General features: G+C 42.4%; 28 protein-coding genes. 8 read left to right on the top strand and 20 right to left on the bottom strand.

The genetic code is table 11. The annotated features are described in order from the left end of the window. Positions 1-27: 27 nt before the first annotated feature. The 5 genes from SD960_RS02350 to SD960_RS02330 all read right to left on the bottom strand — a co-directional run bounded on the left by SD960_RS02350 (position 28) and on the right by SD960_RS02330 (position 3,755). Positions 28-738, bottom strand: coding sequence for a hypothetical protein (locus tag SD960_RS02350; protein ID WP_318800630.1), 711 nt, complete (start codon positions 736-738; stop codon positions 28-30). A gap of 136 nt (positions 739-874) precedes the next feature. Further along, positions 875-1,612 (bottom strand): UPF0489 family protein, encoded by a 738-nt coding sequence (locus SD960_RS02345; RefSeq protein WP_318800629.1) that lies wholly within the window; start codon positions 1,610-1,612, stop codon positions 875-877. Positions 1,613-1,681: 69 nt separating this feature from the next. After that, positions 1,682-2,299 carry a hypothetical protein gene (locus tag SD960_RS02340; protein ID WP_318800628.1) on the bottom strand — a complete coding sequence of 206 codons (618 nt, stop codon included), beginning with the start codon at positions 2,297-2,299 and terminating at the stop codon, positions 1,682-1,684. A gap of 13 nt (positions 2,300-2,312) precedes the next feature. Next, positions 2,313-3,443 (bottom strand): HNH endonuclease, encoded by a 1,131-nt coding sequence (locus SD960_RS02335; RefSeq protein WP_318800627.1) that lies wholly within the window; start codon positions 3,441-3,443, stop codon positions 2,313-2,315. Positions 3,444-3,608: 165 nt separating this feature from the next. Beyond that, positions 3,609-3,755, bottom strand: a complete 147-nt coding sequence (locus tag SD960_RS02330; protein WP_318800626.1) for a hypothetical protein — start codon at positions 3,753-3,755, stop codon at positions 3,609-3,611. Positions 3,756-4,422: 667 nt separating this feature from the next. Here SD960_RS02330 and SD960_RS02325 point away from each other — a divergent pair. From SD960_RS02325 to SD960_RS02290, 8 genes are all read left to right on the top strand, one after another. Beyond that, positions 4,423-4,833 (top strand): single-stranded DNA-binding protein, encoded by a 411-nt coding sequence (locus SD960_RS02325; RefSeq protein ID WP_318800625.1) that lies wholly within the window; start codon positions 4,423-4,425, stop codon positions 4,831-4,833. A gap of 56 nt (positions 4,834-4,889) precedes the next feature. Then, the gene (locus SD960_RS02320) at positions 4,890-5,963 is read left to right on the top strand and encodes a DUF932 domain-containing protein (protein ID WP_318800624.1); all 1,074 of its coding nucleotides are present in this window, start codon (positions 4,890-4,892) and stop codon (positions 5,961-5,963) included. A gap of 116 nt (positions 5,964-6,079) precedes the next feature. Further along, entirely contained in the window at positions 6,080-6,454 is a 375-nt protein-coding gene (locus SD960_RS02315; protein ID WP_318800623.1) for a hypothetical protein, read from the top strand. Further along, positions 6,438-7,100, top strand: coding sequence for a PRTRC system protein E (locus tag SD960_RS02310; protein WP_318800622.1), 663 nt, complete (start codon positions 6,438-6,440; stop codon positions 7,098-7,100). Before SD960_RS02315 ends, SD960_RS02310 begins: the two co-directional genes overlap by 17 nt. 24 nt (positions 7,101-7,124) lie before the next feature. After that, on the top strand, positions 7,125-7,343 hold the full coding sequence (locus SD960_RS02305) for a PRTRC system protein C (protein WP_318800621.1): 219 nt from the start codon (positions 7,125-7,127) through the stop codon (positions 7,341-7,343). A gap of 16 nt (positions 7,344-7,359) precedes the next feature. Further along, positions 7,360-8,538 carry a hypothetical protein gene (locus tag SD960_RS02300; RefSeq protein ID WP_318800620.1) on the top strand — a complete coding sequence of 393 codons (1,179 nt, stop codon included), beginning with the start codon at positions 7,360-7,362 and terminating at the stop codon, positions 8,536-8,538. Further along, on the top strand, positions 8,531-9,259 hold the full coding sequence (locus tag SD960_RS02295; protein ID WP_318800619.1) for a PRTRC system protein B: 729 nt from the start codon (positions 8,531-8,533) through the stop codon (positions 9,257-9,259). The genes SD960_RS02300 and SD960_RS02295 overlap by 8 nt, the downstream gene beginning before the upstream one ends. Next, a complete protein-coding gene (locus SD960_RS02290; protein WP_318800618.1) occupies positions 9,256-10,056 on the top strand; it encodes a PRTRC system ThiF family protein in 801 nt (266 codons plus the stop codon). The genes SD960_RS02295 and SD960_RS02290 overlap by 4 nt, the downstream gene beginning before the upstream one ends. Before the next feature lie 223 nt (positions 10,057-10,279). Here SD960_RS02290 and SD960_RS02285 read toward each other — a convergent pair whose 3' ends face one another. From SD960_RS02285 to SD960_RS02215, 15 genes are all read right to left on the bottom strand, one after another. After that, positions 10,280-10,837: a hypothetical protein gene (locus SD960_RS02285; RefSeq protein ID WP_318800617.1), complete on the bottom strand. Its 558-nt coding sequence runs from the start codon at positions 10,835-10,837 to the stop codon at positions 10,280-10,282. A 183-nt stretch (positions 10,838-11,020) separates the two neighbouring features. Next, on the bottom strand, positions 11,021-11,914 hold the full coding sequence (gene traN / locus SD960_RS02280; RefSeq protein WP_318800616.1) for a conjugative transposon protein TraN: 894 nt from the start codon (positions 11,912-11,914) through the stop codon (positions 11,021-11,023). 23 nt (positions 11,915-11,937) lie between these two features. Then, the gene (gene traM / locus SD960_RS02275; RefSeq protein ID WP_318800615.1) at positions 11,938-13,218 is read right to left on the bottom strand and encodes a conjugative transposon protein TraM; all 1,281 of its coding nucleotides are present in this window, start codon (positions 13,216-13,218) and stop codon (positions 11,938-11,940) included. Then, on the bottom strand, positions 13,215-13,490 hold the full coding sequence (locus SD960_RS02270; protein WP_318800614.1) for a nitrogen regulatory IIA protein: 276 nt from the start codon (positions 13,488-13,490) through the stop codon (positions 13,215-13,217). Before SD960_RS02270 ends, traM begins: the two co-directional genes overlap by 4 nt. A gap of 19 nt (positions 13,491-13,509) precedes the next feature. Beyond that, complete coding sequence (locus SD960_RS02265) at positions 13,510-13,938, bottom strand: hypothetical protein (RefSeq protein ID WP_318800613.1); 429 nt, start codon at positions 13,936-13,938, stop codon at positions 13,510-13,512. Between the two features lie 9 nt (positions 13,939-13,947). Further along, on the bottom strand, positions 13,948-14,571 hold the full coding sequence (gene traK, locus SD960_RS02260) for a conjugative transposon protein TraK (RefSeq protein WP_318800612.1): 624 nt from the start codon (positions 14,569-14,571) through the stop codon (positions 13,948-13,950). A 19-nt stretch (positions 14,572-14,590) separates the two neighbouring features. Beyond that, positions 14,591-15,586: a conjugative transposon protein TraJ gene (gene traJ, locus SD960_RS02255; protein ID WP_318800611.1), complete on the bottom strand. Its 996-nt coding sequence runs from the start codon at positions 15,584-15,586 to the stop codon at positions 14,591-14,593. A 1-nt stretch (position 15,587) separates the two neighbouring features. After that, entirely contained in the window at positions 15,588-16,220 is a 633-nt protein-coding gene (locus SD960_RS02250) for a DUF4141 domain-containing protein (protein WP_035680836.1), read from the bottom strand. A gap of 27 nt (positions 16,221-16,247) precedes the next feature. Beyond that, on the bottom strand, positions 16,248-18,752 hold the full coding sequence (locus SD960_RS02245) for a TraG family conjugative transposon ATPase (protein ID WP_318800610.1): 2,505 nt from the start codon (positions 18,750-18,752) through the stop codon (positions 16,248-16,250). Next, on the bottom strand, positions 18,749-19,081 hold the full coding sequence (locus tag SD960_RS02240; RefSeq protein WP_318800609.1) for a DUF4133 domain-containing protein: 333 nt from the start codon (positions 19,079-19,081) through the stop codon (positions 18,749-18,751). The genes SD960_RS02245 and SD960_RS02240 overlap by 4 nt, the downstream gene beginning before the upstream one ends. An 8-nt stretch (positions 19,082-19,089) precedes the next feature. Beyond that, a complete protein-coding gene (locus SD960_RS02235) occupies positions 19,090-19,395 on the bottom strand; it encodes a DUF4134 domain-containing protein (protein ID WP_318800608.1) in 306 nt (101 codons plus the stop codon). A 236-nt stretch (positions 19,396-19,631) separates the two neighbouring features. Further along, complete coding sequence (locus tag SD960_RS02230) at positions 19,632-20,270, bottom strand: conjugal transfer protein TraD (RefSeq protein WP_318800607.1); 639 nt, start codon at positions 20,268-20,270, stop codon at positions 19,632-19,634. Between the two features lie 2 nt (positions 20,271-20,272). Further along, positions 20,273-20,545, bottom strand: coding sequence for a DUF3408 domain-containing protein (locus tag SD960_RS02225; protein WP_318800606.1), 273 nt, complete (start codon positions 20,543-20,545; stop codon positions 20,273-20,275). Positions 20,546-20,555: 10 nt separating this feature from the next. Further along, positions 20,556-20,993, bottom strand: coding sequence for a DUF3408 domain-containing protein (locus SD960_RS02220; protein WP_318800605.1), 438 nt, complete (start codon positions 20,991-20,993; stop codon positions 20,556-20,558). Between the two features lie 4 nt (positions 20,994-20,997). Next, complete coding sequence (locus SD960_RS02215; protein ID WP_318800604.1) at positions 20,998-21,765, bottom strand: ParA family protein; 768 nt, start codon at positions 21,763-21,765, stop codon at positions 20,998-21,000. Positions 21,766-22,486 lie beyond the last annotated feature (721 nt).

Raw genomic sequence — 22,486 nt, 5'->3', positions numbered from 1 at the left:
GAGGTTATTTAATTATTTTGAAAAATATTATCGGTCTTCCCACCAGTCATAATTTTGAGAGTCTGGCTGTATGTCATAAAAGTGATCCAGTTTTCGACCAAATAGACGTCTTAAACTATTTCCGTTCTGATTTTGAGCCGAGAGTTCGGCTAGATAGTTTTGAAGATATTCAGTTAATAAATTGTTTAAAATATTTCTGTCAACTCTGATTGTTCCGCTATCTTGTGTGATAAATATACGCTCTCCGCCAGGATAGGCTTTTTTTGCATTAATTACCCAGCTGCCTTTTGTCCGTGCCTCATGCATGAGACCGCAACGTACACTGCCATAAAAGTCCTTGGCAGAAAATGGAACATTTAATCTTTTTCGCCCTGATCTCATACTGTAAAAATGATTTTCAAAAATTGCCTCAGTCTGCAGGAATTTTATGAAACAGTCATCAGCCTGTTTATATTCAAATGAGGGACTAACAGCTGTTTTCCTGTGATTATGGATTTTACCACTTTTAAAAGCTGCAAACATTTCAATTAAAGCACACTGTATTGTCAGTATGGTAAAACCTTCACCCTTTAAAGCCGCTGGATGTTTAATTTTATTAATAGGAGATAAATAATAATTTTCAATTCGCAATCTGAATAATTCAATTACATTTCTCCAGTTATCATTATAATCATAGTTATTGCGCAACTGGTTTCTAAATAAATACCATTGGTTTCGGTCGAGTATCTGTTTATTCATAATTCTCTATTTTTTGATTTAATAATAAGATTAGCAAGCAATTTATTGAATGTCTTTAGATTTATAGCTATTATTTTAATGATGACTGATAATTGTAAAAAACTATAATGAAATAGCTGGTTTTGTTCCTAGAATATTATTCTTTTATTAGATTCAACAATCTTTCAAGAAGAAATTCTACGGATAAAGAAGGGTCATGCTCACGTTTCCAAGTGGCTATCCAGCCGCTTTCTTTTGCAATGGAGATCCCTTTGGCATTTTCGATAAGCATTTTAAAAAAGGATGTATCTTCAGGAGTTATTGATTTTTTAGTCTGAAAAAAGTCTAAGTCAATATCAAGAATATAGTTATTTATCCACTGTTCACGAGGAATGTAAAGATCAAATAAACGAAACCTGCTTTCCAGCTCAGGCCCATTAATAATAGTGGATGGCTCATGGTATGATTGTGAATTGTTGATGACCTGCTGCCCAGAATAATTTTTGGTAACATTTATGCAGAAAACCCGGTCTGGTTTGTTATGATATGAATCGTGGCTGTATACGAGTGCTTTTTTTATAAAGCCTGCGTTGATCGCTGCATCTATGTGCTCATCGTGCTTTAAATCATTAATGTTCTCCCAGTTATCCTCGATCATTTTGGAAAGAAGCTTGGATTGTGCTAAGTCCCATTCAGCTTGTGACTCCCACCGTTTCCCCGTATACGAAATCGTGTTAAGGTATCCTTGGAAGGCCCGATGAAGATCTGTGTGATGATCGAATGTTACAAGATAAGGTTGTTCTGCTCTATACTGACGCCAAAATTTCAAGACATGGTGATGCTCCTCGCAGATAAAAATTTGTTTATTATTGAGTTCAAATTGTTCGGTTTCCATTTTTTATTTTTATATAACTAAACGAGCAACTTCTTATATAATATGGTGATTAATGCTTTTTAAGTACTATTAATTGCTTTTCAACAGCGCATTTTTATACATTTCAAGCCGTTCATCTCCTTTTATCCGTGATTGTCTGGAAGTCGACGGTATTATTTCTATGTTAATTATCTTATTGTTAAAATGTAAAGTCGCCGTTTTAGGAAGCTTACCAGTAGGAATTATAAATGGATTTCCATTCAGACTGCAGTACTGATGTAGCCATGCTAATGTGCTGCTGTTTTTTGAGCTGCTGGTTACCACAATTGTTGTAATAATTGGATGGTTTTCAAGGAGAAGAAAAATATCAGTAAATTCAATTGGGAATAGTGCATTATCATTGGAGCTGGTTTTCTGACGGTAAATCATATGACAAATATCGGCAATTCCGAGTCCTAATTGTGTTAATACTTTTTTTCGTAATCTAACAGGATCTTTTTTTTGTGAATTTTCTATGTTCAAACCTGCTATTTCAAATATAATTTTCCAAAAATCATTATTGGGATTGGGATAGAAAAACTCATAAGTTTTTCTGTTTCTCGGGTGGGTCGGGAAGGTTCCCAATAAAAGCTTATCTGCTTTTTTGGGTATAAAAGGTTGCCATGGATGAGTCTCTACTTCAAAATTATTATTGGTTATATAAGTCATCACCTCTAGAGTATTAAATTTTTATATAATTATTAATTTGATTTTTATTTAGCTTATAATCAACGATGAACTGAGAGTATTTGCCAGGTTTAATTAATTGGAGGCTAGGAATGAGAAAATGGTATACGAACTGTCCGTTAAAAAGACTTATCCGAATACTTAGAAAGGATTCTGACTGGTAAAGGAATATGTTGTGGGTATTTGGCTGAGAATCCAGAATCCATTTTTTAGCCTCAAGGCCTGCAGAAAAAGTTCTTTTTCCTGTTTTTACAAAATCCAGATATGGCTGAATTGGGATCTGGTTTCTTGAAGCGGGATAATAGTGAAAAAGAGTATTGAGAGCAATCTTTACCAATGCTTGTTCACACTTTTTGGAGTTGAAACTAAAACCTACTGAGACTTCTTTCATATTTTTAGTATCAGAAACATAGGAATTCATCATCTCTTTAGAATCACTGAATTTAAGCAGTTCTAGAATAAATTTCACTGCTGCTGTCTCGGTTTTTGCTCTGATTTTTAAATTTCTTAGGTCATCGAAGTATATTCTTGTATTGAGTGAATTGTGCAGATGATGTGATCGGGGAAGTATGTCAAGAATTATTTCATTTTTTATTTTCAAGTGACCTTTAATTTTCTTGCAAAAATAGTTGTTTTCTGTTTTTTCAATCTCTAAATAGTTAGTCTCGGTAAGCTTCGATTCAGGTAATTTTGAGATAAGCCGCAGGTTATTATATTTCCAAGATTTAAATTTTACCATTAATGCATTTAGATTATCCTGATGATCAGCCTCCACATAAAAAGTATTTTTAATTTGAATAATCTGAGGGCGGATAAACACCTGCATTCTTTCAGACTGGCCAACTTCGTATACGATACCACTTGCGTCATCCTGACAAAGGAGTAAGGAAGCTTTAAAAGCTGAAACTGAATTTCTAGATTTATTTCCAATGACACCTTCCGTACTTCTAATTAAGGCTACTGGAGATTTCTGGTAAAGTTCCCTTTCTAATTTTGAAAATTCATTGTTGCATTTATCGCACACACAGTCAATCATAATTTTTTCACCTCCTAAACCAAGCGGAAAAACGTGTTCAGTATTTTTAGGATATAGGGTTTGGCAGTAAACACAGCTATACATCAACATAAATTAACATTATTCTTTCCACGGCTTCGTTCATATTTTTTCATTTTTATGGTTAACCATTCCTAATTGATGCAATACTTTAGCACATTCTCAAAATCTCCTAAAAGATGTTCCTGTTCGGTTAAATCCAGATCAAATAAAATTTTAGTTCCAGCGACACTGTTTTTAAGCATCTGAAGGTATTTTATTATTGAATTTTACCTGAATTATTGGTTCGGTGAGTAAATTGATCGAGGAAAGTTCTTCAAAAATCCCATTCTGGTCATTGAATACTCTAAAATTCTTAAATCCGTTAAAATCGATTGGTTTCATAAATTGCTGTTTATTATAGCGAAGATATACTTAAATTTTTAAGGTATAATCAGTGACCTTTCGGATTAATAAGAAACAGGTATTTATACGTGCGGGGATAAATGATTTTAGAGACCTTGATTGCACTTTAGTACTATCGGAAGCATTTCAAAACAGGCAAAAAACAATCTTTTTTCCTTTATTCAGAATTTACAGCGGATTGAAAAACAGAACTAATCAAAGCCTGTCAAGCAGCCTGCTTTTTTTCCTTTATCGGTTTTATCCATAACATCACAATTACTTCCCTTTTACTTTTTATCAAAGTCCCTGTATGCTTTTGTTTTATTTCAGGAGCAAAGGTAGTCCGTGTCCTTTAGCAAAAGCAAGGCCGGGCCTTTCAGGTCCTGTCAAAAAATCTCCACCCATGCGGGTTGTATTTTTTGCCAGAGCCTTGCTTTTGCCGGACACTCACCTTTTTATGCTCATGAAACAAAACATAGCATACTGCGGCTCTTTAGACGAATAAAAAAAAATGTCAGAAATGAGAATTGAAATATTGAAAAAAGCAATGATGAAACAAAACAGCACCTGCTCTCATTGCCGAATAAAATTTAAAAAAAAAAGAAAAGTAAAAAAAGTAAAAATGCGGGACGGGAAAAAGAAAGTAACAATTTAAAAACTAGAAATCATGAACATTACAGGAAGAGTGACAAGAGATGCGCAGGTACGCACCTTGTCAGACAGCAGACAGGTAGTAAATTTTTCAGTAGCCATTAACGAGAGCTACAAAAACAAAAAGGGCGACAGGGTAGAGCAGACCACCTTTTTTGAGTGCGCCTACTGGATAAGCCCGAGGGTTGCCGAGTGGCTGACCAAAGGCACAGTGGTGGAACTCACAGGGATGGTAAGCGCTAGGGCGTGGAAAGGGAATGACGGGGAACCGCGCGCGGGGCTGAACTTCAATACCTCGAATATAAAACTGCACGGGGGCGGGAAGAAGTCCGAAGGTGCGCAGGCAGTGAAAAATGGGGATAATGCGGAACAGGGAGAAAACAAAAAAGCCACCTTAAAACAGCCTGAGGATGACATCCCGTTTTGAGCAGGCAGTAAAGGGTTCTAAACAATTTTATTTTCAAACTTTAAAAATCAAATATCATGGCACATAATATCAATTACAACAGCGAGACAGGAAAGTATTCTTTTTTCAGCGTAAAGGAAAAAGCATGGCACGGGCTTGGGCAGATCGTGGAGCAGTACCCTACAAGCTCGGAAGCCATCAAACACGCAGGGCTTGATTACGAGGTGGCTAAAAGCCCGCTATACACAAAAGCATCGGGCATTATCCAAACTTCGGGCGGTATTGAAATGGGCAGTACTGAACTGGCAGTACCTGACTGCTTTGCCACTATCCGCACCGACAGCAATGCTGTTTTGGGTGTAGTAGGGAAAGACTACCAAATCGTGCAGAACCGTGAGGCGTTCAGCTTTTTTGATGCCATTGTAGGCGGGGGCGACGGTATACTGTACGAAACAGCAGGGGCACTCGGGCAGGGAGAGCGCATTTTTATCACGGCAAAACTCCCTGATTATATCCGTGTGGGTAAAGGGGATGATGTGACTGAAAAGTACATTTTCCTGACCACCTCCCACGACGGTAGCGGAAGCATCACAGCGGCTTTTACGCCCATCCGCATCGTATGCCAAAATACCCTTAACGCTTCGCTTAGAAATATGAGTAACGTGGTGCGCATCCGACATACCTCGGGGGCAAAACAGCGTTTGGATGATGCCCATAAAGTGATGGGACTGGCGGATAAACTCAGCAGTCAGCTCGAAGGTATTTTTAATGAATGGGCTAAAGTGAAGGTAACAGATACGCAGGTTAAGAAATTGATTCAATTGGCATTATGTCCCAATACCGAAACACTCGCTTTAATCAAGAACGGAGCAGAGGATGAAGTGTCTACCGTGTTTAAAAATACCGTTGAGGATGCTTTTGCGTACGCCATGGCAAGTGAATCTCAGCAGATGGACACGACCAAAGGCACGCTTTTCGGGGCTTACAATTGCGTGACGGGCTACTATCAGAATGTGCGAAAATACAAAGACAGCGAAGCCAAACTGCAATCCATTGTCATGGGAGGCACCGCCCAAGGGAAAGCCCAAAAGGCATTTGATTTATGCACAGCTTTTCAGTCAGACGGTTCGAAAATCCTAAATCTGAATTAGGAAGTCAGATAACCAAAGGCTGTTGCAAATCGTGACAGCCTTTAAAATCAGGTTGTAGTGATGCGATAGCAGGATTGGACATCTGCACAATTCAATAACATAAAAGCGCAGGAATTATGGCAAGGAAGCACAGCAACAATTTTGAGTTTATACTGTATCTCTACAATGAATTTGTCAGCAAACACCGCAGTATAGGCAAGGAAGCCCGAGTGTATTGGCATATTTTGGACATGTACATAAAACTGGGGCTTTCAAAAAAAAGCCAGACAGCCGAAAAAAAGTACGCCCAAAAGCTTATAGCCATCATCAGGGAAGCGGTAATGAACTGGAACACCCATCTGCTTATCTTAAAAGGGGAAGAGGGAGAAAAGGAATATCAGGAAAATATGAAAAGCTACATCGAACGCCTCTACAGGTTAGGGCATGATGAGCAGAGCGTCATGGAATTAATTATTAAAAAACTAAAATTAAATTATGGAAACGACAACTAATTTTTTCAATCAGATAGCGCAGTTGCAGATCATAGGTGATTTGCACATTACAATAGCCAAAGGGGCAGAGGACAGGCTTATTGTACTGGTCATGCTTCAAAACGAGGCGTGCGGGGATAGCGCCAAACACAGCATACCGCCATTAAACCTGCGAGGGACAGCAGAGGAACTCGACAGCGGTTTTTTTGAGAATATCACTACGCCCATGGAGTCCGCTTCGGGTCTTATGGTCGACATGGAAGGCTATATGAAACAGCTTGAAGATACCAAAAAGCAGTCGGCTATGGAAAAAGAGAAAGCCGACAGCAAGAAAAAAGAGCATGAAGCCAAGGATAAAAAGTTCAGCGAAGCTATGGCAAAGGCGGACGAACTGGAAAAGGAGGGGAAATTCCGTGAGGCATGGATAAAAGTGCCCGAAATACATGAGTTTCCACTAAAGGCGGAGGAAATACGCAGACGAAAATCTGAATTATCAGCCCAATTTGCGCCCGATTTGTTCGGCAGTACAACAGGGCAGACAATACCCGAACCACCCCGAGAGGCGTTTTTTCCCGAGTATGCTAATGATAGTAGTGATGCGCAGGAGCATGAAACGGACGAGGAAGAAACGGAATACTGGGAAAATGACCCCGAAGCAGAGGAGTAGGATATTAATCTAAATAATGAAATCATGTTATTAGCAACACAATTACAGCGGGTTTTTATACTCAAAGACAAAGGGCAGGAAATCAGGCTTTCCGACCCCGAGCCAAGATGGAGCACAGAAACGGTACTGAATTTTTATGCCCCGACCTATCCGATACTCACAACCGCCAAAATATCAGCCCCTGCCATCAGGGACGATGCGGTGGAGTACCGATTTGAAACGGTAATGGGAACAAAAGGTTAATCAAAAATTTAAAGCTATGAATTATGCAACAGACAATCATATCGGGAACAGTGCAACTGCCCGAGCGAAAAAGACAAAAACAGCTTCGCGCACAGCTCGCAGGGTTTATGGGTTGGATGCAGAGACCCAAGGACGCAGGCGAGGTGCAGAAAGACAAGCAAAGGTCAGTGCCTGCGGGGATGCTACCGATGGTTTTCTAAAGGTCTCTTTTCTGCCCAGACTACAGGAGAATAAAACGGTACAGGCTTGTCAGGATATTTCCAAAATGGAGAGCGATTTTTATAGCTCTCTTGACAGTCTAGCAGGGCATTACCGTATTGTGCCGATGCCGACCTCTCATTTTGAATATCCCTATAATATGGCATTGGCTGTGTGGGATTTGGAAGAGAAACTCAAAAAAAGTGTGGGGAACTTTTCCGAACTGCGGTTATTGCAGGACAGCCACAGAACGTATCTGCTCATCGAGGAAAAATACAGCACAGGCACAACGTTTTATTATATCCCCATTGAACCGATTTATCAGATGCTCAAAGACCACGAGCGCAGGAAAAATGCGCATCTGCTTTTGTCGGTATGCTCGTATCTGTATCATATTGCAGATGTGCCGTATTACAGACAGCAGGGAAGTTATTTGTACTGGCTCTATGAAATGCACAGGGAATGGACAGAAGAGCAGGACGAGGACGGGGAGGAAAACGAGCGGTATATTCGGGAGTTTGACAAAGCGGAATTTATCGGGGACTGTATGGGACAAAAGTTTTTCAGTCCCATGAACCTGACCTTTTTTGAAAAACGGCTGAACGGTTTTAAAAGCCTTGATGACTTTGATAAGCAGTGTTTGGATATAGGCAAAAAAGCCTTTGCATTATTTACCGATTATCCTAATGAGAGCATTTTTCGAAATGCACCAACACATGACGAGGAGGAAGATGAAGACACGGAAAGTGAGAGTATCGGGATGGAAAAGTACATTTCCTTTATCTCCGATACCAAAGGATGGCTGTATGAAAGCATTGAAGAGGGTATCAACAATGAATTTAACGAGTACGGGGCAATGGATGAGCCGACCATTATAAAATGCTTTGACGGAAAGGAACTGACAGAGAAAAGCCTTGATTTTGAAAGCCGTCTGTTTAACCTTTTGGAAGATATGTGCGCTTTACTGTCTAACTATAAACACAACGAAAATGAATAATGTAATTGATAGAACAGAGGATTTCGGGACACTCTACCACCCGAAATCCGCCCTTATTTTCTATGAAAGTAAAGGTTTAAATAAAGATATGTATGTCGAGCATTTTGATATGGATAAAAACGGCACGCCTATTAATGCGCACCCACTTACTGAGCGTGAAGCAGAAGCCCTCGCAAAAGCCCTTATGACCGAAAAGCAGAAGCAGAATGCTTTTTTAAAACCCGTCGGGATTCTGCCAACCACTATCCTGCACATCAATCCGAGCAGGGACAAAGGCGCTGTGACATGGTACACCAAATCCCAAAAAAGACCGCTTTATTTTATAGAGGGTTTAGGGATTCCAAGCGGTCAGGGGTTTGTGCCTCCCATGGTCTGGCAGGCAAGCAAAAACAGTCTGCGGGTATTTGCGCTTTTAAGTAACAGAAGACCTACGGAAAAAACACCGCTGTACTATGCACCATTTTTTAACATTTATGAGGACGGCAGGGTATGTATGGGGTCTGTTAGTATTGAGATAAAAGAATCTGCCTGCGTTGAGGAATTTACAAAGGCGTGGGAGGATTATTTCTTCAACAGCTACTTCAGCCACCTTATGGGAGAGAACAGCCCTGTAAAGGGTAATTGCGTGAGCCTGTGGAAAGACCTTGTTGCAACAGGCAGAACTTTTCCAAAGGAAGTTTTGAAAAGCAATACTAAAACACTTAAAAATTTATTGTCATGAAAACAGGCAAAACCAAAATGCATTTTACAGACCCGTATCTGATTAGCCCCACCAATCCAATAACGGTAAACCTTATTGGGGCAGGCGGTACAGGCTCTAAGGTGCTGACCGCCCTTATGGAAATGAACCACAGCCTTACAACGCTCGGGCATGCTGGTCTATCGGTGCGCCTTTGGGATGACGATAATATCACAAATGCCAACCTCGGTAGACAGCGTTTTGCGCAGAGCGAGGTCGGTCTTTACAAATCCGTGGCACTCATCAACAGAGCGAATCGTTTTACAGGCACACACTGGAAAGCGGAAACCGTAAAATTTGAAAGGGACAGCTTTGGAAAACTGCCGAGGAATGCAAAGGCAAGTATTTATATTACTTGTACGGACACTGCAAAATCCCGTTTTAACATAGCCGATATTTTAAAAAACAGCAACCAAAGGCATCACAGGGACGACCCCAAATACTGGATGGATTTTGGCAACAGCAAGTATACAGGACAGGTCATACTCTCCACTATTGGGGAAATTCCACAGCCCAAGTCCGAAAAATTTGAAACGGTGGAGCGCCTGCCATTTGTGACAGAGGAATTTGGGGAGCTTTTACAGGAATCTGAAACGAAGGACGACACGCCAAGCTGTTCACTTGCAGAGGCACTCGAAAAACAGGATTTGTTTATTAATTCCGCTTTGGCGCAAATGGGATGCTCGCTATTGTGGAATTTGTTTCGTGAGGGCATGACAGCAAACAGGGGATTTTTCCTGAATTTAAAAGATTTCCGCTCTCAGCCCATTCCAATATAAGCCCGAAATCGGGCGGCAAAAAGACACTCCTTCCTCTCGGGCGGAGCGTCTTTTTGCGTTTAAAACGGTGGAGCGCTTTTGCTGCAGTGCCCGCTATTTTACCAAACCCGCTGCGTTTTTTTAAGGGATGTTTATCATCCCTTTTGCTGTATTTGGCGGCTTCTTTTCTTTCCGAGGCCGGCCAAAGAAAAGAAGCAAAAGAAGACCGCCTTTTTTATGGTTTTTATTTTATTTGTATAATAGGCGCTTTTTTCCAGCGGGAAAAGCCTTTGAAAAGATACGCTATGTTTTCAAACTCTATAAAGGCTATGAGTTCTTCTTTGCACTTTATTTTAAATCCCCTGAAATGCTGAAAATCCTTCAGCGGTATATCGGCAAGGTCCCCAACAGTTTTGATCTCTAAAGCCTCCAATACGCTTTGCAGTCTTTTACTGAAAGCAAATAAACTGTCGTTAAGCAGTTTCTGCCGTTCTTTTTCCTCTTTTTTTTTTCTGATCTGAGCGGGGCTGTTATTTGGATTTAATTCGCGCTTTAATGCCTGAAGTTTTTTCTTGTAATGATCGATTTCACGTATCAGTTCGGTTGCTGCTTTTACTTTATTGCAGGTTTTCTCGTAAAGCTCCTCCACATATTCGGATGTAACCCCGTATTGTTCTGCTGCCTGGGTCAGGGGCATCTTATCAATGAGTAGTTTCTGAAGTAAATCATATTCCTTTTCAGAAAGTACCTGCTTGGACATTTCGATATAAAACCTGTTGGTGCGGTCAATAACATTATGCATAACTATACAAGTTAAATCTTTATTGCCAAAATAGGTTTTGGCTCTTGCAGTTCAATCCTAAGATATTAACGTTAATGCAGTTATCTAATTTATTTACAGGAAAAGATTAAGCTCAGGAAACAAAACAGCCCAAAGCAATGCTTCGGGCTGTAATACTTTTAATTTCTATTTTTTTAATAGTTTTTAAAATTTAAGGTGCATACTGTTTATCACCTTGGCTTTTACCAGATCTGAATTTTTAATCTTGAGTGTCTGGTGTCTGCCTCCGTTTTTCTCAAAGATCTCAATTAGCAGCAGTTTGTCATCCGCTATTGTAAATTGGTCAAAGAGAAACACATTTTGGTCCGTTGCTTTTCCGGGAACTTCATCGATCATTTTACAAGTGCGCAGCGGCACAATTGGCCTTTGCTGCGAGGCTGTGCGTCTGGCTGTTTTTTTATCCACCACCTTGAAACTCATAAAATCAATACTGAAAGGTACATTGGTTTGGTTTTCAAGCTGCGTATGGAAATAATACTTGCCGTTGTGGATATAGATGGCCTTTAAGCTGAACTGAATGCCGAAACTCTCCGATGCAATGTGCTTTACGATTCGCTTGTTGTTTTTGTAAATAGTTTCCAGGATCAGTCCTGCCAGTGAGGGCGGTGTTTTTCCAAGCTCCTCAAAAAGAACATCGCTTGCAATGACTTTGTCTAAGTTCTTCTGCATCCCCATAAGATCATAGCTAAGGGTAGGCGGGTTGGCGCTGTACTGTACGTTAAAATTGTAAAAACGGCCGTCATCGGTAATCACCGAAAAGTTGGTTTCCTCTTCAAAAGTCTTGACTGATGCCTTGATGCGAAGGACGTTTTCAGCATCCTCGGCCTTTGAGGCAATCAGGTATTCACTTCCGAGATCCACGTATCGGATAGCGGACGGGAAAATAAGATGTGAAGTTTTGTCATAAGTAACCTGCATTTGGTACGGCGGTATCGTTCCTAAATCAAGGCTCGTGGCTTCGTTTTCCTGCGCAGATGCGGCTAATGAATATGCTATTAAAAGGGCTGTTGCCCAAAATAGTTTAAATTGATTTTTCATAATTAATTTATTTTAGATTGCTGTTATTTTTTGGAAACCAGATACACCTGATGTCCTGCTTTTAGGGTCACTTTAGGCGTCCTCACTTTTTTGGCGAAATAGCCCGAGATGCCCTGAACCACCCCGCGGCTCAGGTCAGCGGCCACCTGCTGTCCTGCAGACTGTGTCATCATAAGGCTCGTGCCGGACTGTTGGCTCATGTTGCCAGCCATTTCAGTTAGAGCACTTCTTTCGGCAGAATAGGGAAAAGGCACTCCCTGCTGGCCGTCAAGGTCATAAATGGTAATGTCCACCGGAATAATGGATTCCTCAAGTTCGATGGAAGTGACTTTCAACTGAAGGCGGCCGGCCTGTATCTTCGCATTTGCTGTTATTATCGTGCCCGCTGCAATGGTTCGACCTGAAATCCTTGCTGGTTCTAAAAGACGAAGGGAAACACCTGCCTCGCCAATAATAGTTTGTGTTTGGTGCACGCGGGCCTTGACGCTGTTTTTTGGCTGAAGCGTTTCTTGCATTGAACCGGCTGAATTATACCCTCTGCCGGTGCTCCATTCTGCAAGAAAAGTGCTGTCGGAAGGCTGGCGATACAGCGAGGAGACTTTGCTTTTTTTTGCAGAAACCAGTGCCGAAAAAATCTTCTCTTCTGATTCCGCCTTTGCTGCTGTAGTGTTTTTGCCTGCAGGCTCGACAGAACCGGAGCCTGAGGGAAGGTATTTGGCGGCCATCTGATAGGATTTTTCCATAAGTGCCAGCTGGTCATCAACCGTGGCAGCTTTGGGAATTTCCTTTTGCGCGAGCTCCTGCTTCAGGTCCTCGAGCTGCCTGTGCAGTTCCTTTGTTTCTCCGTTATCCTGCTGATAGAAAGAGTCCAGCGTGCTTTGGGCAGTACGGTAAGTGTTCAGCGCCGGATTGTTAGCTCCTTCCGCGTCATCGGGCATTGATTGTTTCTGCTCAGTTTTGCCCTCATTCCAATAATCGGACAGCGTGGTTAAAGCGTTCTTTTTTTGCTCTTCTTTGTCTTCAAGTATTTCCTGCTCATACGCTTTCTGTTTGTCTGCCTGCAGTACAGATCCGCTTGCCTGTGGCACGCTGTCGTTCAGACCAATGCTTTCGATCTGATTTTTATCTTTCGAGGGCTTAAAGATCAAATACATACAGCCGAAACATACAATTCCCATCAGTGTGAAAATCAGCGGTTTTTTAATGCGCTCGGCAGTTGTCTTTTTTTCATCAGGCAGAAACGGGGAACTGTTTTGGCGAGCCTCGTCTGAGAGAAGGCTGACCTTTTTTTTATTTTCTTTCATAATCCTATTTTTTTAATTGGCTTCAGGGAGTCCTGTAGGGACGCCGGACTTTCTTTCCCTGCCGAGGCAGGGTTTTCGATATGTTCTACAGCCATATTGTTTCTCGCGTATGCCGTATCGCGGCATACGTTGAAAATGACAACTGCGGTCAGCAGCACGTACGCTGCAAAAAAGTATAGTATCACCTGATGTTGCCTTTTTATTGGCATTGCTTCCCAGTTCCTGTCAAGCCCTTCCAGCCATTGGTTTATATTTGCTCTTAATTTATTCATAACCTTGTTATTTTTGTTCTCAAAACTTAAAACGTTTTGGACATTTATCTGTTTTTTGGTGCTGTTCATCATTGACCAAGTCGACTGCCTGCGACGCGCTGGGCGCAGATATAACAGACAGGTTTGTCAGTTCCGCTTTTTTCAGCAGCTGTCCAAATTGATCTTTCCTTGCCACCTCCGTTCTGTTGAGAGAAAATTTACCGTTCAGGTATTTTACCAGCATAATGCATCGTACACTGGGCTTGTCTTCGCCTGACCATTGCAGGTAGCCTGTCAGCAGCAAGTCCTCTTTAGGCAAGCTGTCTTTTCCATTTTTGCAGTTTTCAAGGTATTCGCTGATGCTGTCTTTTAACTTTCCTGCGTATGCACCCTGCGCATGGAAATGGCCGTTAAATCCTTTTTGAGTCAGGATTCTCGCAAATGTGTCTAAATCTAATAATGCTTCCATAAGATTATTTTAGCGTTCGATGACTTCTATATCCCTGTTTTCAACCACCGCAAATTTTTCAATATTAAAGCCCTGCGGATTATTATCCGAGCGCACCGAATTTACGAGAAGGCAGGATGTAACCAGACTGCGTCTGGTTACATTACTCGAGCGTATGATAATTTGCCTTGCATAGCTCCGCACCACATACGGGTAAGTCTCGAAATTGCAGACCACGCTGTCCATTTCGATACGCTGCTGTACATTGCCCGATATGATCCGGTTGTAATAACCTTTTTCCAAAAGATCCTTGTAGTAGTTAAAGGCACTTTTATCGGCAAGGCTAAATGCCCTTTTCATATTGTTTTCAATGGCATTTTTGTCGGGCGCCAGGGTAAAGAACAGCTCGTGAAAACGCCTTACGTGCTCTCGGGCTTCCACAGGACGGTTGATCGAGGCGTCCTGAGCAAGTGCGAGCATGAGCGATTTGCCATTGTCCAACACATAAATTTTCTGGCGCTGCTGCTCGGCGAAACCATACGATCTCCAAAGCGCGTATCCGGTCACTAATGCACAGAGCACGGCAAATACAATGGCATACAGCCTGATCTGCTGAAAACTGTTTTCTATATTTCTGAGTGTTTTAAATTCCATTTTAGTGAATGTTTATTGATTACTTATTGACCAGCCTTCCGGCAATGTTGCCTGCGGCCGAACCAGCGCCTGCGCCTGCTATATTTCCGGACTTCATGGCAGTCTGGTGGATGTTGCGTGAAAAGTTTCCTGCGCCGCCTGCTTGGATAATCCAGCCTGTCACAGTTGGAATGGTAAAATATCCCACTATGCCGATGATCATAAAAATGATGTATACGGTGTTTGAGGTGTCAGGAATGAAAGCAGGATCAGCAAGCATTTCTATGTCCCTTTCAATAATCAGGGACTGGACCCTGGCCAGCATCGAGCTGAACAGGTCCGCTACGGGAAGCCAGAGATAAACGCTGACATACCGTGTAATCCACTGCGTGAGAGTTGACTGGAATCCGTCCCAGACTGATATGGCAAATGCGATAGGCCCCAGGATGGACAGCACTATGAGAAAGAAAGTGCGTATGGTGTCGATCACCAGCGCTGCAGCCTGAAATAGTATTTCGAGCAGGTTGCGAAACCAACCTTTTATTATTTTCTCTATCTGATAGGTCTGCCTGTCCATATACATTCCGGCCATTGTCCCGATGTCCGAAGGCGACCAGCCCAGCTCGTCCAGTTTCTTGTCGAACTCCGCGTCCGATACCATATAGGCGGTTTCGGGATTGCGGATCATCGCTTCATGCTCCAATAGGTCTTTTTTTTCCTGCAGATTGTTCAGGTCCAATACCTGATCTTCCAGAATGCTATGTGTTCCCTGAACTATCGGGCTTAATACGGCATTGATTGTGCCCAGCACGATCGTCGGGAAAAACATGATGCAGAGACCCAGTGCAAAAGGACGCAGAAGCGGGTAGACATCAATAGGTTCAGCTCGGCTGAGTGCCTGCCAGACTTTCAAGGCCACAAAAAACAGCGCCCCAAGTCCTGCCAGTCCTTTGGCCACCGCCGCCATATCGGCGGACAGTGGCTGCATCTCATCATACAGCGAGCGAAGGACCTCGTGAAGATTATTGAATTCCATATTACCAGTATTTTTGGTTGGGGGTGCCGTAAAGCTCAAGAACCCTTTTGGTGCTGTTCTGCTTTTTAGCTCTTAAGATACTGACCGAAATATTTTTATTGGTGTAGTAGCGCACCAGGCTGTGGTATTCTTTTACCTCTTTGTATACACGGTCGATAATATCCATTCGTTCCTTATCACTGAGTGACAGGCTCGAGGAGGTGACAATCTGCTTGAGTTCTTTCAAAAGCTCGGTACTCTCTCCCAACAGCGCCGAATATCCCTTGGCAATAGCGGTGAGTTCCCTTGCCGAAAAGTTTGGATCATTGAGCATCCTACCGAAATTCTGCACATACATTTCCGATACATCACCCACCAAAAGGACGGTCTGCTGTACCTTGCGGGCGTCCTTTACCAGATTGTTAATCGCCTGTAGCTTATCGTAATATTCCTTGCCCTGTTTGTATACCTTTTCGACTTCCTTGAAATTTTTGACCACATTGCTGACTGTAGAGGAAGTCTGTATGATCTCGTTGGCGCTGTTGAGGATTCCCGAGGCAAGATTTGCCGGATCGGTAACCACAAACTGGGCTTTTGCTGATGGCGCCGAGGCAAGCATAATTGCCGCAGACACCATAAATAGTATTTTTTTCATTGTTATCGATTTTTTCATTGTTATTGATTATTGATTTTTCTTTTCGCGGCGCCTACTGGCGATCTGCTTGATGGCAAGTTCTACATTGCCGCCAAGTTCAGCGGCAAGCTGCATCACCTCCATTTTTTCTGTTTCTTCTGTCGTGTACGCGAGATATTCCTCAGCGGACACTTCTGTGGCATAGACAGCCGAATGCGTCCCTCCAAGCCCGATCCATACTTCTTTGTAAAGACGTGATGCATCGTTGTTCATATTAATGGATAATACCTGCGCTTTTTCTTTGTCTGTCAGCCCGAGCATTGCCTGTATTTCATCAAACTTGTTCATATATTTGCGCTGATCCAGAAGTATCTTGCAGTCCGAATTATTGATGATGCTTTCCTTAACAATAGGGGATTGGATAATGTCATCAACTTCTTGGGTCACCACAATGGCCTCGCCAAAGAACTTACGAACAGTCTTAAATAAATACTTTATATAATTTGCCATACCTTCCTTTGCAATAGCTTTCCAGGCCTCTTCAATCAGGATGAGTTTTCGGATACCCTTAAGCCTTCGCATCTTGTTGATGAACACTTCCATAATGATGATCGTGACGATTGGAAAAAGGATTTTATGCTCCTTGATCGCATCAATCTCAAAGACGATAAAACGCTTGGAAAGCAGGTCCAGCTGCTTGTCGGAATTCAGCAGGTAATCATACTCGCCTCCTTTGTAATATGGCTCCAGTACATTAAGAAAATTGGCAATGTCAAAGTCTTTTTCCCTCACCTGTTTTTCCATCAGCACGCTTCGGTAATCTCCCTGAACATACTTGTAAAAGCCATTGAAAGACGGAAAGGCGTCATCGCGCTTGATCTTTTCGATATAACCGCTTACGGCATTGGACAGTGCCACTTCCTCGGAGCGGGTGGGAGGCTCGTCATCACGTTTCCATAATGTCAGTATGAGCGTCTTAATACTTTCTCTTTTTTCAATATCGAAAACCCCGTCATCGGTATAGAAAGGGTTAAAGGCAATGGGATTGTCCTCGGTATAGGTAAAATACACCCCGTCTTCGCCTTTGGTTTTTCCATTGATCAGCCCGCACAATCCCTGATAGGAGTTACCGGTATCTACCAGCAGGACATGGGCGCCTTGTTCATAATATTGCCTCACCATATGATTGGTAAAAAAAGACTTGCCACTTCCCGAGGGACCGAGTATGAACTTGTTGCGGTTGGTAATGATACCGCGTTTCATCGGCAAGTCGGAAATGTCCAGATGGATAGGTTTTCCCGTCAGCCTGTCTGCCATCTTGATGCCGAATGGCGATGGGGAATCATGGTAATTGGTTTCTTGGGTGAAGAAGCACAATGCTGGTTCAATGAAGGTGTAAAAGCTTTCCTCGCTTGGAAAATCTCCTGCATTGCCGGGCATACCCGCCCAGTACAGCGCCGCCGTATCAGTAGTATTGTGCCTTGGCTTGCATTCCATAAGGGCCAGTGCGCTCCCGCAGTCGTTCTTTAACTGCTTGAGTTCGGACGGGTCGTCCGACCATGCCATGATATTGAAGTGCGCTCGGATTGACGATAGTCCAAAGGAATGCGCCTCATTCAGATAGCGTTCAATCCACTCTTTGTTGATCTGGTTGGCGCGGCTGTAGCGTGCCAGTGAATGCATGTTTCGGGCGGATTTTTCAAACTTCTGCAGGTTCTCCTCACTGTTGTCCAAAAACAGGTACTGGTTGTAAATGTGATTGCAGTTCAGCATTAGCCCCACAGGAGCTGCAAAAGATAAACGGCAGTCGCTGCGGTCTGTGGACAGTTTTTCATATCGCGTATCAGCTGATACCGATGAGGGCATGTCGTCGGTGTCTGAAAGCGTATGAAGGCACAGCCTGTTATTTCCTACGCGTATCTCTTCACTGCCCAGCACAATATCCTGCATCGAGGTACCTGATTCCTTTGAAAGGGTCAGGTACTGTTCCAACAGTCCCGGCCTGCCTTGCTCACCGATGATGTCTTCTTCGCTTATGCGGCTGATCTTGACAAATCCGCAGTCGTTTATAATGCGCTCAAACTGAGCGACGGCTTCCATAAAACGGTGAACTGTTTCTTTATCCCTGATTTCTTTTGGTATAAGTACACCTTTGCATAGTGAGGAGAAATTGCTCTGCATCCTCATACGCTCTTTGGTGGTTTTGGTAAGAAACAGATAACAGTAATGGTTCAGGAACGGGCGCTCATTAAAGTGCCGCTGATAAGATCTGGCCAGAAAACTCTGCACATCCCTGTACATTTCAGGATCATATTTCTCCCTGATGTACCAATCCTGTTTATGGACAATCGTAAAATCGGGTAGGGTCTTAATAGCCTTATGCCAGGCAGAATGAATTGCTTCATATTCGGCCGAAGCCACTGTGAAGAGTTCAGGCAGACGGACTTCAAAGCAGGCGGTAATATCCGCATCCTTTGAAAGTATGCAGTTATTTTCCACTGCCAGCAGCGGAAATCTGCTTTCCAGTGTAGTGCTCTTGGCTGTATTTCTCATACGTCACTGGATTTAGGAATTGACTGTAAATAGCGTCGTACTGGCTTGCGGCAGATGATGTAGCGTGGATGTCTTTTTTTTGCCCCGATTTTCATAAGTCCGTGTTCCCCGTACTTTCTGTTCAGCGAGAAGGTCTGCCATACAATTAGCGAGCTGCCGCCTGCGCCCAGAAAAAGACAGATATAGGAACTCGTTCCGGCCATATATAAAATCATGACCAGGATAAGTATTCCAAGCAGCCCTCCTGCGAAAATGAACAGGTACTGTGCCTTGAGTCCCCTGAACTCGACTGTTCTTCCTATGCCTTTGTTGATGTTGTAAGTATTCATAGGCAAGGTTAAAGGAAGAAGGAGCGAAGGATGGTGGCCGCGACAATAAGGAAGATACAGGCGCCGAACCAGCTCGCCGCGGTTTTTGAGGTGTCGGGATCTCCGCTGCTGAATTTATTGTATACCTTAACCCCGCCGATCAGGCCGACTACAGCTCCAATGGCGTAGATGAGTTGTGTGGCGGGATCAAAATAGGAGGTAACCATTTGGGTGGCTTCCGTGATGCCTGCTGTTCCGTTTCCCTGCGCCGATAACTTTAAGGATGACAGTAGTATGATTACTGCCGGCAGGAATTTTTTTCTTTGTTTTTTCATAATGAAACACTTTAGATTGTTACTGTACTTCCGCATTATGCGGGCTCTGGCAACAAAAGTGTGATGAAAATCGAGTTCCTTCCGTAAAGTGGCTGTCTGTGGTATTAGTTGACTAACTGTGGCGTTATTCTTAGTGTTTGAGCATAAAAAAACGTCAAACATTTTAAGTTTGACGTTTAAATTTTCATGCAGAATTATACGGTGTTTATTAAATGAGAAAGGGGAGTATTGCCCTTTCAGACATACTCCCCAATATCAAATTCATTCAAATCAATTTTCCGCAGATAGGAAGAGCCGGAATGCTTTTCAGAAGAAAGGCTCCCGTCCAACAGCTCAGCTATTTTTCGAGAGGCACTTTCTATGGAATTTTCCAGCAGGCTGAATAATTCGGTTCCTTGTATTTTCTGAACTAACGCTATCGCTGTTTCCTGTTGAGAGGGCTCCAATTTATCTTTTTGAAGCAGCATCCCCACGGAGCTTAGTTCCTCGAAGGTAACCCCTTGGGCAAAACCGTCATCTGCGCCGGATATTCCATACCTGTTCCATTCTTCTTCTTCCTGTTCAAAATCAGGCATATTGCTGAAAAGTTCATCCAGCTCTTCCTGCGGAATTTGAACACCTATGTTTTCATTTTCGTCGTATTCAATGTCAAAATTATGGGGATCCACCTCTGTTTCCTCGATTTGGCTTTCATTGGCATTGTTTGGGACTGAAAGGCTTCTTGCAGGCTTGGGCTGACCCATAATATCTGGCAGGTTCGGGTTAACTTTTTCCTTTTTTGGCTGCTGTTGCCTTAGCCTATTTTGAATGACGATCTTGTCCTGCAGAAGAAGGACTATGACTATTAGCAGGCATATCACAATAACTGTTTCCATAATCAAAGAATTGGTTTTTGTTTTTCAATATGCAGTGTCTCTATATCCTTTCCAAAATCCTGAAAATGCTGCTTCAGTAAATTGTACATGTAATCTGAGATTGTGATTTTTCCATCGCCGAGAATAAAAACAATACGGGATATCTTCCTGTGAAAATCCTCACTGATATATACCGACTTGCCGTTTCTAGCTATAAATTCTGTTGGTTGTAAAAAATTGTCTTTGTATTGCCCGATTTGTGCGGGCGGCTTGATTTTCTTAAATAAATTTTTCATAATCATAATATTAAAAAATGGGTTTAAACTTCTCATTAAAATCTTCAGTAATTGCTTTCTCAAATATTTCAAAATGATGTTCGAGAATATTGTCGAGATAAGCATACAGCGGTATCTGATCTTTCCCTATTACCTGAACAATGCGGGACAAACGTTCGTGATATTCCTGACGAATGTAAATACTCTTCTCTCCACGCTTGGTCATTGAGTGGGTTTTCAAAAAGTGGCCCCCATAACTTCCGTCAACACCTTTCTTTGCTCGGTTCTTTTCCCTTTGTACAGGTTTAATCGACAGTGACTCTTCCTGTTTTACATCTATCTTTTGTATCTCTTCGATTGGTTCATGCGGAAACTGTATCCCTTCTTTTTTGACGCCGTCAACCATCAGGTCCATCATCAATTCTTCATTAATGTCCGGCGGGGCTTTTCTCTTATTTTCCTTTTCCATAAATCTACAATTGAATAATTTTTAAAAATTCGTCTATGAACAGGTCTAATTGACACGCTTTCATCAAGCGTTCATCAGGAGGCATTATCGTGGAACGGAAAACAGTTTTGCTGTCTGCTTCACTTTCTTTGCGGAAACGTGTGCTGCTCTTGATTTGGCTTTGCATAAGGCTTAAACCTAATTGTGCAATAAGTTGGTTATACACTTTATACAAAGGCGTGCTTTCCCTGCCGTCAACCTGGTTCCAGAACAGGTTAATAGTTTCTATGGAGGTTTCACCTTTTTTCATAATCACATCCTGCAAAAGCTGTGTGAAGATCAGCGTACTTTCCATTACCACACGGTCGGCCGTGATCGGGCTAAAAATGTGGTGCATTCCTGCCAATGCTTTCAGGATGCCGGGCGTGTTAACGGTTCCGGGCAGGTCGAAGAATACAACATCAACGGGAGCAGGAGAATCATTTACAAACTCTTGAGCTGCTTCCAGTACGCTGTCTGCTTTGTACGGCATGATGGGATAGGCTTTTTTGCTGAGGGTAGTAAACTGTTTATACGCCAGCTTTTTCAAAGCTTCGTTTTCCATTACCATTGCCAAATCCCTTGTCTTCATTTTTACAAGGCTGTGCTGTGGAAAATCCGCATCAAATACGACTACGTTATAGCCCAACCGATAGTGCAGCACACTTGCTAGAAGGGTTGTAAATGTACTTTTGCCAACACCGCCTTTTTGAGAAGAAAAGGCGATAAACAGAGGTTTCTTTTTTGTGTTCATATTTGATAATTTAAAGTTTATATATTCTAGCAATACAGTTTTGGAGGCACACTGATTTCAAGTTATTTAGCACCGGGTAGCTGTCAGGGATGCCGGCCGGCATTTCTGAATGCTTGCTTTTTTTAAGTACAGCATCACTTCATTCATTCCTGTATCTAGTCAGGCGGGAATTCCATCTTACTTATATTCTTTCAACCACTCCATCAGGAATTCAGGATAGTCTCACGTCATGCTGTCACGCTTTCCGACATTTCCGCATTGTTGCGATCTTGCATTCTAGCAATCGTGAAAACCAGATGATATGAAATCTGGAATGGACCCAATATACTTGTACTGAAGTACGGGCTGATTGTCCTCCTGCCAACATTCAAACACAAAGGAATAATCATTTTTGTTGCGCTCTATGGTTGTGGCATTGCTTGTCGCTTAAAGGAAGTGTTTGGTACTTCTTTATATTACAATCCTTTTGTAAACAGGGATTTACTTTGTAAAATGAATTTTTATTAAAGGATTTATGCAACGACTACTGAAAAAACGGAGAATAACGAAACGGCTTCGAGCCGTTTTCCCTGTTACATTTAATCCGTCCCGAAGGGCGGATTTTTGTGTTCACCAGAACACGGCAAGTTGTGTTTTGAGGCACTCGAAACCGAGTTAGTGCCTCAAAACAACTTGCCTTGCCGGGGGCTGAAAAAACCTTCCGAAGTCAGGTTTTATAAAA

Origin of the sequence: Flavobacterium sp. MMLR14_040, from assembly GCF_033657265.1 — a bacterium.
Lineage (GTDB): Bacteria > Bacteroidota > Bacteroidia > Flavobacteriales > Flavobacteriaceae > Flavobacterium.
Note: the sequence above shows the minus strand (reverse complement) of the source record. Positions and strands in the feature narration are given on the sequence as shown.

Bases quoted from the DNA above. Each gene is read 5' to 3' on its own strand.
- SD960_RS02350 (WP_318800630.1), bottom strand. From the start codon at position 738: ATGAATAAACAGATACTCGACCGAAACCAATGGTATTTATTTAGAAAC.
- SD960_RS02345 (WP_318800629.1), bottom strand. From the start codon at position 1,612: ATGGAAACCGAACAATTTGAACTCAATAATAAACAAATTTTTATCTGC.
- SD960_RS02340 (WP_318800628.1), bottom strand. From the start codon at position 2,299: ATGACTTATATAACCAATAATAATTTTGAAGTAGAGACTCATCCATGG.
- SD960_RS02335 (WP_318800627.1), bottom strand. From the start codon at position 3,443: ATGTTGATGTATAGCTGTGTTTACTGCCAAACCCTATATCCTAAAAAT.
- SD960_RS02330 (WP_318800626.1), bottom strand. From the start codon at position 3,755: ATGAAACCAATCGATTTTAACGGATTTAAGAATTTTAGAGTATTCAAT.
- SD960_RS02325 (WP_318800625.1), top strand. From the start codon at position 4,423: ATGAACATTACAGGAAGAGTGACAAGAGATGCGCAGGTACGCACCTTG.
- SD960_RS02320 (WP_318800624.1), top strand. From the start codon at position 4,890: ATGGCACATAATATCAATTACAACAGCGAGACAGGAAAGTATTCTTTT.
- SD960_RS02315 (WP_318800623.1), top strand. From the start codon at position 6,080: ATGGCAAGGAAGCACAGCAACAATTTTGAGTTTATACTGTATCTCTAC.
- SD960_RS02310 (WP_318800622.1), top strand. From the start codon at position 6,438: ATGGAAACGACAACTAATTTTTTCAATCAGATAGCGCAGTTGCAGATC.
- SD960_RS02305 (WP_318800621.1), top strand. From the start codon at position 7,125: ATGTTATTAGCAACACAATTACAGCGGGTTTTTATACTCAAAGACAAA.
- SD960_RS02300 (WP_318800620.1), top strand. From the start codon at position 7,360: ATGAATTATGCAACAGACAATCATATCGGGAACAGTGCAACTGCCCGA.
- SD960_RS02295 (WP_318800619.1), top strand. From the start codon at position 8,531: ATGAATAATGTAATTGATAGAACAGAGGATTTCGGGACACTCTACCAC.
- SD960_RS02290 (WP_318800618.1), top strand. From the start codon at position 9,256: ATGAAAACAGGCAAAACCAAAATGCATTTTACAGACCCGTATCTGATT.
- SD960_RS02285 (WP_318800617.1), bottom strand. From the start codon at position 10,837: ATGCATAATGTTATTGACCGCACCAACAGGTTTTATATCGAAATGTCC.
- traN (WP_318800616.1), bottom strand. From the start codon at position 11,914: ATGAAAAATCAATTTAAACTATTTTGGGCAACAGCCCTTTTAATAGCA.
- traM (WP_318800615.1), bottom strand. From the start codon at position 13,218: ATGAAAGAAAATAAAAAAAAGGTCAGCCTTCTCTCAGACGAGGCTCGC.
- SD960_RS02270 (WP_318800614.1), bottom strand. From the start codon at position 13,490: ATGAATAAATTAAGAGCAAATATAAACCAATGGCTGGAAGGGCTTGAC.
- SD960_RS02265 (WP_318800613.1), bottom strand. From the start codon at position 13,938: ATGGAAGCATTATTAGATTTAGACACATTTGCGAGAATCCTGACTCAA.
- traK (WP_318800612.1), bottom strand. From the start codon at position 14,571: ATGGAATTTAAAACACTCAGAAATATAGAAAACAGTTTTCAGCAGATC.
- traJ (WP_318800611.1), bottom strand. From the start codon at position 15,586: ATGGAATTCAATAATCTTCACGAGGTCCTTCGCTCGCTGTATGATGAG.
- SD960_RS02250 (WP_035680836.1), bottom strand. From the start codon at position 16,220: ATGAAAAAAATACTATTTATGGTGTCTGCGGCAATTATGCTTGCCTCG.
- SD960_RS02245 (WP_318800610.1), bottom strand. From the start codon at position 18,752: ATGAGAAATACAGCCAAGAGCACTACACTGGAAAGCAGATTTCCGCTG.
- SD960_RS02240 (WP_318800609.1), bottom strand. From the start codon at position 19,081: ATGAATACTTACAACATCAACAAAGGCATAGGAAGAACAGTCGAGTTC.
- SD960_RS02235 (WP_318800608.1), bottom strand. From the start codon at position 19,395: ATGAAAAAACAAAGAAAAAAATTCCTGCCGGCAGTAATCATACTACTG.
- SD960_RS02230 (WP_318800607.1), bottom strand. From the start codon at position 20,270: ATGGAAACAGTTATTGTGATATGCCTGCTAATAGTCATAGTCCTTCTT.
- SD960_RS02225 (WP_318800606.1), bottom strand. From the start codon at position 20,545: ATGAAAAATTTATTTAAGAAAATCAAGCCGCCCGCACAAATCGGGCAA.
- SD960_RS02220 (WP_318800605.1), bottom strand. From the start codon at position 20,993: ATGGAAAAGGAAAATAAGAGAAAAGCCCCGCCGGACATTAATGAAGAA.
- SD960_RS02215 (WP_318800604.1), bottom strand. From the start codon at position 21,765: ATGAACACAAAAAAGAAACCTCTGTTTATCGCCTTTTCTTCTCAAAAA.